Origin of the sequence: Amycolatopsis sp. NPDC101161 (genome assembly GCF_044768185.1) — a bacterium.
Taxonomy (GTDB): Bacteria; Actinomycetota; Actinomycetes; order Mycobacteriales; family Pseudonocardiaceae; genus Amycolatopsis.
In genome coordinates this window covers 816,792-830,256 of sequence record NZ_JBIWPI010000002.1, presented here as the reverse complement: position 1 = coordinate 830,256, position 13,465 = coordinate 816,792, and the positions used below count along the sequence as shown (strand labels likewise).

Annotated in this window: 15 protein-coding genes; 8 read left to right on the top strand and 7 right to left on the bottom strand. The window is 71.8% G+C overall.

The features are described from left to right. Positions 1-38 precede the first annotated feature (38 nt). The 4 genes from ACIRSS_RS15045 to ACIRSS_RS15030 all read left to right on the top strand — a co-directional run bounded on the left by ACIRSS_RS15045 (position 39) and on the right by ACIRSS_RS15030 (position 3,956). Positions 39-1,190, top strand: coding sequence for a thioester domain-containing protein (locus ACIRSS_RS15045; RefSeq protein WP_400894883.1), 1,152 nt, complete (start codon positions 39-41; stop codon positions 1,188-1,190). Between the two features lie 191 nt (positions 1,191-1,381). Then, positions 1,382-2,200, top strand: coding sequence for an AraC family transcriptional regulator (locus tag ACIRSS_RS15040; protein WP_400894881.1), 819 nt, complete (start codon positions 1,382-1,384; stop codon positions 2,198-2,200). A gap of 49 nt (positions 2,201-2,249) precedes the next feature. After that, entirely contained in the window at positions 2,250-3,080 is an 831-nt protein-coding gene (locus ACIRSS_RS15035) for a carbohydrate-binding protein (RefSeq protein WP_400894879.1), read from the top strand. Positions 3,081-3,194: 114 nt separating this feature from the next. Continuing rightward, complete coding sequence (locus ACIRSS_RS15030) at positions 3,195-3,956, top strand: thioesterase II family protein (protein WP_400894877.1); 762 nt, start codon at positions 3,195-3,197, stop codon at positions 3,954-3,956. Here the strand turns inward: ACIRSS_RS15030 and ACIRSS_RS15025 are convergent. From ACIRSS_RS15025 to ACIRSS_RS15015, 3 genes are all read right to left on the bottom strand, one after another. Then, on the bottom strand, positions 3,947-4,963 hold the full coding sequence (locus ACIRSS_RS15025) for a glycoside hydrolase family 19 protein (RefSeq protein ID WP_400897468.1): 1,017 nt from the start codon (positions 4,961-4,963) through the stop codon (positions 3,947-3,949). The genes ACIRSS_RS15030 and ACIRSS_RS15025 overlap by 10 nt on opposite strands. A gap of 247 nt (positions 4,964-5,210) precedes the next feature. After that, positions 5,211-5,843, bottom strand: a complete 633-nt coding sequence (locus ACIRSS_RS15020) for a class I SAM-dependent DNA methyltransferase (protein ID WP_400894875.1) — start codon at positions 5,841-5,843, stop codon at positions 5,211-5,213. A gap of 45 nt (positions 5,844-5,888) precedes the next feature. Continuing rightward, a complete protein-coding gene (locus tag ACIRSS_RS15015) occupies positions 5,889-6,065 on the bottom strand; it encodes a zf-HC2 domain-containing protein (protein WP_400894873.1) in 177 nt (58 codons plus the stop codon). A 320-nt stretch (positions 6,066-6,385) separates the two neighbouring features. On the opposite strand from ACIRSS_RS15015, the gene ACIRSS_RS15010 reads away from it, so the two are divergent. Then, positions 6,386-6,634: a hypothetical protein gene (locus ACIRSS_RS15010; RefSeq protein ID WP_400894871.1), complete on the top strand. Its 249-nt coding sequence runs from the start codon at positions 6,386-6,388 to the stop codon at positions 6,632-6,634. 16 nt (positions 6,635-6,650) lie between these two features. Here the strand turns inward: ACIRSS_RS15010 and ACIRSS_RS15005 are convergent, their stop codons facing one another. After that, a complete protein-coding gene (locus tag ACIRSS_RS15005) occupies positions 6,651-7,601 on the bottom strand; it encodes an Lrp/AsnC family transcriptional regulator (RefSeq protein ID WP_400894868.1) in 951 nt (316 codons plus the stop codon). Positions 7,602-7,692: 91 nt separating this feature from the next. On the opposite strand from ACIRSS_RS15005, the gene ACIRSS_RS15000 reads away from it, so the two are divergent. Then, positions 7,693-8,991 carry an MFS transporter gene (locus ACIRSS_RS15000; RefSeq protein ID WP_400897466.1) on the top strand — a complete coding sequence of 433 codons (1,299 nt, stop codon included), beginning with the start codon at positions 7,693-7,695 and terminating at the stop codon, positions 8,989-8,991. Here ACIRSS_RS15000 and ACIRSS_RS14995 read toward each other — a convergent pair. The 3 genes from ACIRSS_RS14995 to ACIRSS_RS14985 are packed head-to-tail and all read right to left on the bottom strand — an operon-like array spanning position 8,969 to position 11,467. After that, positions 8,969-9,376, bottom strand: a complete 408-nt coding sequence (locus ACIRSS_RS14995; RefSeq protein ID WP_400894866.1) for a hypothetical protein — start codon at positions 9,374-9,376, stop codon at positions 8,969-8,971. The genes ACIRSS_RS15000 and ACIRSS_RS14995 overlap by 23 nt on opposite strands. After that, positions 9,376-10,245, bottom strand: a complete 870-nt coding sequence (locus ACIRSS_RS14990; RefSeq protein ID WP_400894864.1) for an oxidoreductase — start codon at positions 10,243-10,245, stop codon at positions 9,376-9,378. The genes ACIRSS_RS14995 and ACIRSS_RS14990 overlap by 1 nt, the downstream gene beginning before the upstream one ends. Positions 10,246-10,291: 46 nt before the next feature. Next, positions 10,292-11,467 (bottom strand): glycoside hydrolase family 3 N-terminal domain-containing protein, encoded by a 1,176-nt coding sequence (locus tag ACIRSS_RS14985; RefSeq protein ID WP_400894862.1) that lies wholly within the window; start codon positions 11,465-11,467, stop codon positions 10,292-10,294. Between the two features lie 148 nt (positions 11,468-11,615). Here ACIRSS_RS14985 and ACIRSS_RS14980 point away from each other — a divergent pair, with 148 nt between their 5' ends. Both ACIRSS_RS14980 and ACIRSS_RS14975 read left to right on the top strand, forming a co-directional pair. Next, positions 11,616-12,194 (top strand): response regulator transcription factor, encoded by a 579-nt coding sequence (locus ACIRSS_RS14980; protein ID WP_400894860.1) that lies wholly within the window; start codon positions 11,616-11,618, stop codon positions 12,192-12,194. Positions 12,195-12,203: 9 nt separating this feature from the next. After that, positions 12,204-13,460, top strand: a complete 1,257-nt coding sequence (locus ACIRSS_RS14975) for an ABC transporter substrate-binding protein (protein ID WP_400894858.1) — start codon at positions 12,204-12,206, stop codon at positions 13,458-13,460. Positions 13,461-13,465 lie beyond the last annotated feature (5 nt).

The window sequence follows — 13,465 nt, the reverse complement described above, 5'->3', positions numbered from 1 at the left end:
GGCCGCTCCGTCGTGGTTCGGGCTCGGATAGGAGATTTATGCAGGTCAGGTCCACCCTCGTCCGTGGCGGGATCGCGGCTCTCGCCGCGGCCGCCGCCGTCATGATCAGCTCGCCGGCCGCCCTCGCCGACGACGGCGCCGCCCGCGGCCGCGTCATCGCCGACGGCGGTACGGTCGGCTACCGGCTCAACCTCGGTGACGGCGGCGACTACATCGCCGAACTGTTCGACATGAAGCTGTCCAACGGCAGCACCTTGAAGCTGTACTGCGTGCAGATCAAGGTCAGGCTGCGCACCGACGTCGACATGCTCGAGCGGCCGTGGAGCAAGTACCCCACCGAGCCGGCCACGTCGTTCAACCAGAACAGCGCCAAGATCAACTGGGTGCTGCACAACGGCTACCCGGGCACCGGCCTCGACGCGCTGGGCAAGGCGCTGGCGAAGGCGGGTGTCGAGGTCCACGACGGCATCTCCGAGCGTGAGGCCATCGCCGCGACGCAGGCCGCTGTGTGGCACTTCAGCGACGGTGTGAACCTCGACCCGAACAAGCCGCTGGCCGAGAAGAATCCGGCCGAGGCCAACGCCGACGTCGCCGCGCTGTACGCGTACCTGATCGGTGACCAGAACAGGGGCATCGGCGAGCAGCCGAAGCCGACCCTGAACATCGCCTCGGACAAGACCGAAGGCGCGGCCGGCGGCAAGATCGGCCCGTTCAGCGTCGCCACCAGCGGGGACATCACCTCGCTGACCAGCCAGCTGCCCGAGGGCGTCAAGATCACCGACGCCGACGGCAAGGAGCTGAAGAACTCCGACGTCAAGGACGGCAGCAAGCTGTTCGTCGACGTCCCGGCGGGCACCAAGCCGGGCAAGGGCGGCTTCACGCTCAAGGCCACCGGCGAGCTCGACACCGGCCGCCTGTTCGTCGCGGAGAACTACGACCAGACGCCGGCGCAGTCGCTGATCGTCGCCGACTCGGAGAAGACCGAGGTGACCGCGAACGCGGCCGCCAGCTGGACCGAGGCCGGCGCCCCGACCACGGCGCCGAGCACCACCCCGGCCGGCTCGCCCGGCGGGGGCGGCGAACTGGCCAACACCGGCGTCGACGCCGCGGTTCCGTTCACCGTCGGCGGCCTGCTGCTCGGTGGCGGCGCGCTGATGCTGCTGGTGAACCGCCGGCGCAGCCGCGCGTAAGCGCCAGTCAGTACCCGGAAGGGGCCGGTCCACTGTGGACCGGCCCCTTCTTCGTCCCCGACCATCGGATTGCGACCATCGGGGCAAAAGCCGCGAACTGTCCGTGAATTGGTCTAGACTTTTTGGCCATGCGGGGAACGACCGTTCCACCGGGGACACCGTGCCCGCCGGCGCGGCCGGGTGAGCTGCCGATGCACCGGTTGGAGGTGCCGGCGCCACCCGCGCCGCCGTTCGCGGCCGGGACGTTCGACGACGTCGGGCCGCTCTCCCGCGCGGACTTCCCGCACCGGCACACTTTCCACGAGCTGGTCCACGTCACCGGCGGCACCGGCACGCACGTCGTCGACACCGACCGGTGGCCGCTGCGGCCGCCGCACCTGGGAGCCATCACGCCGGGGCAGGTGCACCACTGGGCCGGCGTGCGGGGCCTCACCGGGCACGTCGTCCTGTTCACCGACGACTTCCTGCTCGACCACCCGGCCGACCGTGAACGGCTGCGGCGGCTCAGCGCCGGGCCGTGGCCGGTGCTGGACGAGCGCACCGACGCCGTGGTCACGCGGCTGATCGCGGATCTCGTCGAGGAACGCCGGCACGGCGACGAGTCCGTGCTGCGGGCGCTCCTGCACGTCCTGCTCGTGCGCGCCGGACGGCTGCTGGGCACACCGCCACCCGCGCCGGCCGGGGCGGTCGCGGCGGAGTTCACCCGGCTCACCGCCCGGCCCGACCTCGGGCTGTGGTCGGTGGCCGCGCACGCCGGTCGCCTCGGCGTGACGCCCGGCCACCTCACCGAGGCCGTCAAGGCGGCGACCGGACGCACCGCCGCGCAGCTGCTGCGCGAAGCGCGGACCCGGGAGGCCCAGCGATTCCTGCTGCGGACGGACCTCACTGTGCGGCAGGTCGCCGTCCGCGTCGGGTTCACCGACCCCGCCTACTTCTGCCGGTTCTTCCGCCGGGAGACCGGGCTGAGCCCCGGCGACTACCGGCGTGCCGGGGAGAAGCACCACGACTGACCGGTCCAGTCCATCGCCGCGGACCCGGTGCGCTGCCTACGTTCGAGGCATGGACGAAGACAGCAAGCTCAGCCGCAAAACGGTGCTGCGCGCCGCACTGGCGGCGGGCGTCGCCGCGCCGGTCGCGCTGATCGGCGGCCCCGCGCTCGCCCGCACCACCGTCGCGGGCGGGCAGGCTCCGGAACTGACCCCGGCCTGCCACGACGGCGACGAGCCGACGATCGAGCAGACCGAAGGTCCGTACTTCAAGCCGAACTCGCCGGAGCGGACCGACCTCGTCACGCCCGGTACCCCGGGCACGCGCCTTACAGTGTCAGGCTACGTCTTCGGACGCGCCTGCCTGCCGATCAGCCGCGTGCTGCTGGACTTCTGGCAGGCCGACGTCAACGGCGCGTACGACAACACCGGCTACACCTTCCGCGGCCACCAGTACACCGACGCCCAGGGCGCGTTCCGGCTCTCGACGATCGTGCCCGGCCTCTACCCGGGCCGCACCCGGCACATCCACGTCAAGGTCCAGGCGCCCGGCCGGCCGATCCTGACCACCCAGCTCTACTTCCCGAACGAGCCGCGCAACAACACCGACACGATCTTCGACGCGCGGCTGCTGATGACCGTGCGGGACAACGGCTCCGCGAAGGAAGGCGCCTTCGACTTCGTGCTGGACGTCCCGCAGACACCGACGTCGACATCGAATCCGCCGACGTCGAACCCGCCGACCTCCACCCCGCCCGGGGGCACCACCTGGGCGGCGGGCACCAGCTACGCGGCCGGTGCCCGGGTCACCTACGGCGGCCGGGGCTACGTGTGCCTGCAGGGGCACACCGCCCAGCCGGGCTGGGAACCCCCGGCCGTCCCCGCGCTGTGGCGGGCGGAGTGACCCGCTGAGGAGGGAGGGAACGGGCGGGGCCCGGAGTCCGCACCACCGGGACCCGCCCGGCTTTCCGCACGATTGGCGTCGACCCGGCCCCGGCCGGCCTGCGACATTCGCGGCATGACGGATTCCCGGCCGTGGCTCCGGCGCTTCCACCCGGCGGCACCCGGCGCGCCACGGCTCGTGCTGTTCCCGCACGCCGGCGGGTCGGCGAGCTGCTTCCACGCGGCTTCGGCGGCGCTGGCCCCGGCGGTCGACGTGCTGGCCGTGCAGTACCCGGGCCGGCAGGACCGCCACGCCGAGCCCCTGGTGGACGACTTGCTCGTGCTCGCGGACCGGCTGACCGGCGTGCTCGCCGCCGAGGTCGCCGGGCCGGTGGTGTTCTTCGGGCACAGCATGGGCGCGAGCCTGGCGTTCGAGGTCGCGCGGCGGCTCGGACCCCGGGTGCGCGGGCTGGTCGTGTCCGCGCGCCGGGCCCCGTCGGCGCCCCGCGCGTCGCGGATCCACGAGGGGGGAGACGACGAGCTGCTCGCCGACGTGCGGCGGCTGGGTGGCACCGACACCCGGGTGCTCGAACACCCCCAGCTCGTCCGCATGGTGCTGCCGGTGCTGCGCAACGACTACCGGGCCGCGGAGACCTACCGCTACCGGGCCGGGCCCGACGTGAGCTGCCCGGTCGTCGCGCTCGTCGGGGACCGCGATCCGAAGGTGTCGGAGGCGGAGGCCCGGCGGTGGGCGGCGCACACGTCCGGGGAGTTCGAGCTGAAGTCGTTCCCGGGCGGGCACTTCTACGTCAACGACCACCGCGCGGCGGTGGCCGCCCTGCTCGGCGAACGGCTCACCCGCTGGGCGGGTGAGCCGTTCGCGTCAGGTCAGCAGTAGAGGTTCGCGCCGGGGTCGACGCCGAGGATCGACGTGATCTGGCGGTACTTGTCGACGCGGCTCTGCACCTGGGCGGGGTTGCCGCCGTTGCACTCGATCGAGCCGTTGATGCTGCGGATGGTCTCGCCGAAGCCGCTGCCGTTCACCATGGCGTTGTGCGGGGTCATGGTGCCGGGACCACTCTGGGTGTTCCAGTACCAGAGCCCGGTCTTCCACGCGACGGCCGCGTTCTGCTCGACCTGCCAGGGGTTGCCGAGCAGGTCGATGCCGAGCGCGTCACCCGCGGCCTTGTAGTTGAAGTTCCAGCTCAGCTGGATCGGGCCGCGGCCGTAGTACGCCGACTGACCGGCCGGGCAGCCGTAGGACTGGCTCCAGTCGCAGTAGTGCGGGTAGTTGGCCGTGTTCTGCTCGACGATGTAGACGAGCCCGCCGGTTTCGTGGTTGACGTTCGCGAGGAACGCGGCAGCTTCCTGCTTCTTGACCGTGTCGCTGCCCGTGTTCGCGAAGCCGGGGTAGGCCGAGAGGGCCGCGGTCAGGCCGCTGTAGGTGTAGAAGGAGTTGCGGCCCGGGAAGATCTGGTTGAACTGCGCTTCGCTGATGACGAACGCGCCGGGGTTGCCCGGGTCGGTGCCGCCGCCGCAGCTGTAGGGCTCCCAGTACCAGGTGCTGATGATCGGGTCGTAGCCCGGATTGGCGTTCTTCGCGCGGTAGTAGCCGCCGTTGGTGTAGCGGACGATCGCGCCGACGTCGTACCACTGGCCGGCCACCCAGTTCGGGTAGCTGCAGGTGGTGCCGCCTCCGCCGTCGCAGCTGTAGGGCTCCCAGTACCAGGTGCTGATGATCGGGTCGTAGCCCGGGTTCGCGTTCTTGGCGCGGTAGTAGCTGCCGTTGGTGTACTTGACGACCGCGCCCACGTCGTACCACTGGCCGGCGACCCAGTCGGGCCCGCTGCACGCGGCGGCCGCGGCCTGCGGGGTCTGACCGGTGGCGGCGGGCACGCCGAGCACGAGCCCGGCGACGGCGGCGAATGCTGACAGGACCGCGACAAGACGTCTTCTCAAAACTGGCTCACTCCTTCGGCCACGACGAAGCCCGGACGCGGGGGCGCCCGGTTTCGGAGGGGGTGTGCTCATCCGGCCGGGACGAGGGTGACACCGGTCACTAGAACAGATTGGTCTAGTCCAGTCAAGGATTCTGGCGGGTCGGGCAACGGGTGTGCGCGAACGACTCCGGCGTTGAACCGCCCGGCCGGGGTCACTCGGCCGGTTTCCGGGCCAGCACCCGACCCTGTGGCACCCGCGCCGCCGGGTCGCGCAGCACCTGCGTCAGGATCTCGAACCCTGCGCCGGACAGCAGTCCGCACACCCGCTCCACGGGCAGCCAGTAGATGTCCAGGGAAAAACCGTCTTTCCCGTACCCGTCGGTCCGGTGGTGCCGCCGGTCGCCGACGTGGAACGCGAGCTGCAGGTGGCCGCCCGGGCGCAGGACCCGGAACAGCTCCGCGGCCACCTCGGGCAGCCGGGCCGGCGGGGTGTGGATGATCGAGTACCAGGCCGCCGCGCCCGCGAGGCCGCCGTCCGGCAGGTCCAGCTCCAGCAGCGAACCCTCGGAAAACCGCAGCTCCGGGTGGTCGCGGCGGGCGATGGCCAGCATCTCCGGCGACAGGTCGATCCCCGTGACGTCGAGGCCCGCCGAAGCCAGGTACGCCGCCACCCGGCCGGTTCCGCAGCCGAGGTCGGCCACCGGGCCCGCGTCGCGGACGAGGTCGGCGAACGCCGTGAGCAGCGCGCGGTCCTGGACGTCCTCGGCGATCGGGGGCGCGAACTCGTCGTAGTTCTCGGCGACGATCGCGTAGGTGTGGCGGGTGGTGGTCAGGAAGTCGGTCATGGCGCGGACGGTACCGGCGGGCACCGACAGTTTCCGCGGGTTGTCCTAAGTGGACTGTGTGCGGCCGAGGTGGTCGAGCATCGAGCGCACGGCTTCGAACTCCCGGACCTCCTGGCGGCAGTCCTGGCACGCGGCAAGGTGCCGCTCCACCCGCGCCGCTTCGGCGGCGTCGAGCAACCCGAGGCTGTACGCCCCGAGGTCGGTCCGGTCGTACCGGGCCATGGGTCGCGTCTCCGTTTCCGCGTCCCGCAAGGGAACGCCCGCACTACCGGACGTCTCCAGAGTCCTGGCCCGTACGCGGCACCGGCGATCTTCCGCCGTTTTCCACCCGATCGGCCGACAACTTGCGGCGGCGAACAGCCCATGTGAGTGAAAGCGGGTGGTCACGGTACTCACCGGTCCGGACACGGAAAGCTTTTGTGCCACGAATTTCCGCGAATCGGCGTCATGGCCCGGTAGCGGGCTCGTCGGTTCTGCGTCGGACCGGAATTTTCCGGCCTCGACCTGGGTGAAGGCGATCCGAACCGAGGAGAGCGAGAGCGATGACCGTACTGAGCCACCGGGCGGACGACGTCGTGGACGAGGTCGGGGTGTGGCTGGCAGGGGAGTTCGGGGGCCGGCTTCCCGCCGGGGAGATCGACCGCGTCGTCAAGGTGACGCGGCTCGACCTCGAAGGCAGCATCGCGGCGGAGGAACTCGGGGAGATGCTCCACCGGCTGGGGCGGGCCCGGCTGCAGCGGATCCTGGAGCTGGCCCCGGCCGCCCAGGTCCGCATCCCGCGGGCGCGCTGACCGGCGAAAGCGCGGGTCAGCGGGACGCGGCGGCCTTGAGGGTGCGCAGGACCGGCGCCGTCTCCAGCGTGTGGACGGCGTCGAGCGCTCCCAGCCGGCGGGTCAGGTAGTGGTGCAGCCCGGCCGCGTCCGGGCAGAGCGCGTGCGCGACGAGGTTGGCCGGCCCGGTCGTCGCCGCGACGAGCGCCAGCTCCGGGTGCGTGGCCAGCTGCCGGGCGACGGCGTCGAGGTGCGCGGGCGCGACCGACATCCAGAGCAGCGCGTGGGTCGTCGCGCCGAGCGCGGCGGGGTCGACCTCCAAGTCGAAGAACACCGTGCCGCCCGCCTGCAGGTCGGCCAGCCGGCGTGCGACGGTCGCCGCGGACCACCCGGTGGCCGTCGCCAGCTCGGCGAGGCTGGCCCGTCCGTCGCGCTGCAGTGCCGCCAGCAGCGCGTCGTCGTCGCCGGTCAGCGGCTTGCCCTCGCCCGAGACGACCGGGGTCAACGCGGCGACCTGCGCGGCGTCGAGGGCGTTCGCCCGCCCGAGCCACGCGGTCGGGCCGCCGAAGTAGCGGTGCAGCAGCTGGTGCGCCGACACCGCCGTGATGCTCGCGGAGCGCGGGACGTCCCGCAGCAGCAGCGAATGGTCGCTCGTCGCCGGCGTGTGCACGTTCACGCAGATCTCCGTGCCGCCGGACACGAGCTTGACCCACGCCGTGTCGGCCCGCCGCGCGAGTGCGAGCGCGACATCGCGCGCGGTGTTCGGCGTCGCGGTCAGCCGGACCATCCACTCGGCCTGTCCGGCGCGTTGCGGGTCCGGCAGTCCGACGACGCGAAGTGACGCCTCGGCGCGTAGCCGGCGATAGCGGCGCGCCACTGTCTGCGTCGAGACACCGAGGACGTCCCCGATCTTGGTGAACGGCGCCCGGCCGTCGAGGTGCAACGCGTGGATCAGCGCGCGGTCGACATCGTCCAGAGCCGTGGTCATGTCCCTCATCAAAGCGCACGCCGTGGAAGAAATCAGCAAGAAGATCGCCGGCGGTGGAAGTTCGGACCGGCGGCAGGCGAAGGTCCACTGCATGCCGACCACCACTCGCTACCGCCACCGCTGGGCCGCGCTCGCCGTGCTGCTCACGGCCGAAGCCATGAACCTGCTGGACACGACGATCGTCCAGGTCGCCGGCCCGGTGATCCACGCCGGCCTGCCGGGACCGGCCGCCGACATCCCGTGGTTCAGCGCGGCGTACACGCTGCCGTTCGCGGCGTTCCTGATCACCGGCGGCCGGCTCGGCGACGTCTTCGGCCGGGCGAAGACGTTCAAGATCGGCGTCACGGCCTTCGTGCTCGCGTCGCTGGCCTGCGCGATCGCGCCGGACGCGGGCCTGCTGATCGGCGCCCGCGCGGTGCAGGGCGCGGCGGCCGCGCTGGTCATCCCGCAGACGATCGGCCTCATCCGCGGGCTGTTCGACGGCGACGAACTCGCCAAGGCGCTGGGCAGCATCGGCCCGGTGATGGGCCTGTCCGCGGTCACCGGGCCGCTGCTCGGCGGCCTGCTGACGCAAGCGCTTTCGTGGCGGGCGGTGTTCCTGGTGAACGTCCCGCTCGGCCTCGCGGTCCTGCTCGCCGCGCGGTTCCTGCGCGAGGACCGAGCCGGCACGCGCCCCAAGCTCGACCTCGTCGGCACCGGGCTCGTCGTGGCCGGCGCAGGGCTGCTCGTCTACCCGCTGATCAGCCCGGGCGCGACGGCGTGGCCGCTGCTCGCGGCGGGGGCCGCGCTGCTCGTCGTGTTCGGCTTCCAGCAGCGCCGCGCGGCCGCGCCGCTGGTCGAGCCGAGCCTGTTCACCCACCGCGCGTTCCCGGCCGCGCTCGCCGGATCGCTGCTGTACTTCGCCGTGATGACCGGGCTGATGCTGCTCGTCCCGCTGCGGCTGCAGCTCGGCTACGGCGTCGACGTCCGCACCGCGTCGCTGACGCTGCTGCCGCTTTCGGCGGGGCTCGCGGTGTCGTCGTGGGTCGCCGGGTCCTGGCTGGTGCCGAAGTTCGGCTCGCGCGTGATGTTCGCCGGGCTGGCGCTGCTGCTGGGCGGGATCGTGGCCGGCGCGTCCGGGCCCGCGCTGGCATTCTGCGGTCTCGGCATGGGGACGTTCACCGTCCCGTTCTTCACCGCGGCGCTGGACCGCGTCCGGCCGCACGAGACGGGCTCGGCCGCGGGCCTGCTCAACGCCGTGCAGCAGCTGGGCGGAACCCTCGGCGTCGCCCTCCTCGGCGGGCTCTACCTGAACAGCGGCACGGCGGCCACGGCGTTCGGCGTCGCCGCCGTGCTCACCGTGGCCGCTGCCATCGCGGTGATCCCGCTCAGTAGTCGTCGCGGCCGGTGAACTGCTGCTCCAGCAGCTCCGCCGCGCCCGCCACCAGCTCCAGGGGATCGATGAACTCGTTGATGTCGAGGTTGATCAGCGGCAGCGAATGGCGCAGCACGAGGTGGTCGCCCATCACGGCCAGCCCGCCGACGACGGTCGAGTTGCCGACCTCGGTCAGCACGTCGAGGAGGTCGACCTCGTCGTGGCGGGCGAACGGCGTCGCGATCTGGACCCAGTCCTCGCGCTGGTCGAGGATTTCGCGGGCGATCACCATGATCTGGGCGCGCTGCTCGGTGTCGGGGTCGTCGCCGAAGATCAGCCGGATGCGGATCTCGTCGGGCTCGTCGCGCACCACCCGGTACGCCTGCCTGATGTACGCGACCAGATCGCCCCAGTCGGCCATCAGGCGGCCCCGATCCGGTCGAGGTCGGCCAGGACGTCCGCCGGCAGCTCGAGCGAAGCCGCGGCGAGGTTCTCGCGCAGGTGCTCCAGCGACGACGTGCCGGGGATGAGCAGCATCGACGAAGACCGCTGCAGCAACCACGCCAGCGCGACCTGCATCGGCGTCGCGCCGACGCGGGTGGCGCAGTCGTCGAGGATCCCGGACTGCAGCGGGCTGAACCCGCCGAGCGGGAAGTACGGCACGAAGGCGATGCCCTCGGCGGCGCACTTGTCGACGAGGTCGTCGTTCTCGCGGTGCGCGAGGTTGTACTGGTTCTGCACGCAGACGACGGGCGCGATCGCCTTCGCCTCGTCGAGCTGCTCCGCGGTGACGTGGCTGACGCCGAGGTGCTTGATCAGGCCTTGCTGCCGCAGCTCGGCGAGCACGCCGAACGGCTCGGCCACCGACATCGGCACCGGGTAGTCGCCGGCCGTGTTGCTCAGCCGCAGGTTCACGACATCGATGGCGTCGACGCCGAGGTTGCGGAGGTTGTCGTGCACGGCCTGGGTCAGCTCGGCGGCCGACAACGCGGGCGGCCACGCCTTGTCCGGCGTCCGCCGCGCGCCGACCTTCGTCACGATCGTCAGCGCCTCCGGGTACGGGTGCAGCGCCTCCTTGATCACCGCGTTCACGGTGTGCGGCCCGTAGTAGTCGCTGGTGTCGATGTGGGTGACGCCGCTTTCGACGGCTTCGCGCAGCACGGCGACCGCGGTGTCGTGGTCACGCGGCGGTCCCCAGACACCGGGACCCGCCAGCTGCATGGCCCCGTACCCCATCCGGGTCACGGGGACTTCCCCGCCGAGGCTGAAAGTGCCGCCCAGGTTTGCCATTCCGCTCCTCAGGTAGGTGGCGTTCCGCCGAGGAGTCTAGGGAGGATCAGCCGCAGGCGCCCTTGCCGCGGAGTACCCGTGTCACCGACTCCTGCACGCGCTGCTTGGGCAGCTCACCGCTCTGGGCGGCCTCGACCAGCCGGTCCAGCACCTCGTTCACCCGGCCGCCGGACGACCACAGCGCCTCGTCCGCCCCGGCCTGCAGCGCCTTCAGCACGGCGTCCGGGAGCGGGTACTGCGCGGTGATCGCCTTCATCGCGCCGAGGTCGTCGGTCACGACGAGGCCGGTGAAGCCGAACTCGGTGCGCAGCAGCTGGTAGGCCGCCGGCGAGATCGACGCCGGGACGCCGCCGGTCAGGTCCGGCACGTCGAGGTGGCCGACCATGACGGAGACGGGCCCGTAGTCCGCGATGCCGCGGTAGGGCACCAGGTCCACCGCCCGCAGCTGTGCGAGCGGCGGGGTCACGACCGTGCCCTTGTGCGAGTCGCCCGAACCGTGGCCGTGCCCGGGGAAGTGCTTGAGCACCGGCTGGACGCCGCCGTCGCGCAGGCCCGCCGCGAACGCGGCCGCGTACGTCTTCACGCGGTTGGGGTCGGGGCTGAAGGAGCGGTCGCCGATGACTTCGTCGTCCGGGGCGTCCGTGACGTCGGTGTCCGGCGCGAAGTCGACCGTCACGCCGCGGGCGCGCAGCTGCCGGCCGCGGTCGGCAGCCAGTGCGCGGACCTCGGCCGGGGACTTCGTCGCGGCCATCTGCCGGGCCGACGGGATGTCGCCGTCGAGGTCGTCGATGCGCTGGACGCGGCCGCCCTCTTCGTCGACCGACACCGCCACCGGCAGCTGGGCCGCGGCCTGCACGGCGTCCAGGGAACGATCTTTCAACAACGCTGTTGCGTTACCGCCGATGAAGATCCCGCCGACCTGGTTGTCCCGCACCAGAGACACCGCGGCGCCCGGGTTGTCGCCGGACACCCCGACGACGACCAGCTGCGCTACCTGACGGCGTAAGTCCAGGCTGTTCACCAGCGACGCGCAGTCGCCCGGCCGGGCCAGTTTCGACGTCGGAGCCGCGGTGGAGGTCCGTGAAGGCGGTGAAGAAGAGGGCGGAGGCGGAATCGGCGACCGCGGGATCGCCAGCCCGGCGACGGTCTCCGATCCGCACCCCGTGACCAGGGAACTCAAGCACAACGCCACCCCCACGGCGGCCAAACGTCGGCGGTTCATCGGTCCCTTCAGTCGTCGGCGTGCCCACGACCGTAGTCGACGCCCTGGCTTCACGATGTGAAGAAGGGCGGGAGGAAGGTTAGAGAAATCGTGAAGGCGACCTCAGCAGACTGGCGCCGCAAGGACACGGGCAGTGGGGAGGGGTTCGATGGACCAGGTGCGGGTGGCGGCGTGGGCGTCGGATCCGATCGCGCTCACGGGGCTGATCAACCACTTGAAGTCCCGGCCGGAGCTGCTGGTCGTGCCGCGTGCGCGGCGCGCCGAGGCGGCCGTGCTGGTGTTCGCCGTCGGGCAGGTCGACCGCGAGGTGATCAACGCGCTGCGGGGCGCGGCCGCCGAATCGCCCGCCGCGATCGTGCTGGTCGCCGGGCACGTCGACCCGGGACACCTCGGCCTGCTCGCCGAGTGCCACGTCTCGGTCGTGCTGCCGCGGACCGCGCTGGACCGGCTCCACGAGAGCGTGCTGGCCGCCGCACGGGGGCGCACGACGTCGCTGCGGGACCAGATCGAGGCACTGGCCCACGAGGGCACCGCGGCGGCGCTGACGCCGCGCGAGGTGGATGTGCTTCGCCTGATGGCCGAAGGCTGGGACACTGCGGAGATCGCGGGCAAGCTCTGCTACTCCGAGCGGACCGTGAAGAACGTCATCTACGCCATGACCAACCGGCTCAACCTGCGCAACCGGCCGCACGCGGTCGCCTACGCCGTGCGGGCCGGTGTGATCTGAGGAAGGCCGTTGCGCACGATCGTCCGCCGGACCGCCGTCGCGGTCGCCGCGTTGATCCCGCTCGCCGCCTGCAGCACGGGTGACGCCGGCGGCCCGACGAAGCTCACCATCGCCACCTTCGGCGAATTCGGCTACGCGCCCCTGATCGCGGAGTACCAGAAGCTGCACCCGGACATCACGGTGCAGAACCGCGTCACCGACTTCGACACCCACCACAAGGGCCTCGCGACGCAGCTCGCCACCGGCCGTGGCGCGGCCGACGTCGTCGCGATCGAAGAGCAGTACATCCCGCAGTACCGCAAGGCGAAGGACAAGTTCGTCGACCTCGCCTCCTTCGGCGCGCGGGACCTCGAAAAGCAGTGGGCGCCCTGGAAGTGGGCGCAGGGCACCGACGGCGCGTTCGTCCTCGGCCTCGGCACCGACATGGGCAGCCTCGCCCTCTGCTACCGGCGGGACCTCTTCCAGGCCGCGGGCTTGCCGACCGACCGCGACGAGGTCGCGAAGCTGATGCCGGACTGGGACGCCTACGCGGCCACTGCCCAGCGGTTCACCGAGAAGACGCCGAACGTGAAGTTCGCCGACTCGGCCGGGACCGTCTACACGGCGATGCTCAACCAGTCGCCCGAAAACTACTTCTCGGCGAAGGACGACTCCTTCATCGGCGACCGCAACCCCAGTGTGCGCAACGCCTTCTACCTCTCCGGCGGTATCGCCGCGAAGGGGGAGACGGCGGCCGCGACGACGTTCACGCAGGCCTGGAACGTCGCGATCAAGCAGGGTTCCTTCGCGACCGTCGCCTGCCCGGCGTGGATGCTCAGCCAGATCAAGGAAGCCGGCGGCGACGCGGGCAAGGGCAAGTGGGACGTCACGACCGTGCCCGGCAAAAGCGGCAACCAGGGCGGCTCGTTCCTCACCGTGCCGAAGCAGAGCGCGCACCCGAAGGAGGCGTACGAGCTCGCGAAGTGGCTGACCGCGCCGGAGCAGCAGAAGAAGCTCTTCCTCTCCGAGGGGATCCTGCCCAGCGAGCCGTCGGTGTACACGGACCCGCAGGTCGTCGCGCACACCGACCCGTACTTCGGGGACGCGCCGATCGGGCGCATCTTCGCCGCGTCGGCCGACCAGCTGCGGCCCAACTACCGCGGCCTGCGTGACGCCGACGTCCGGCCCGAGTTCGGCCGCGCGCTCGGGCGGATCGAAGACAAGACCGACAGCGTCGACGCGGCCTGGGCGGAAGCCGTGCACCAGGCACAAGCCGCCCTGAAGTAGCGCGC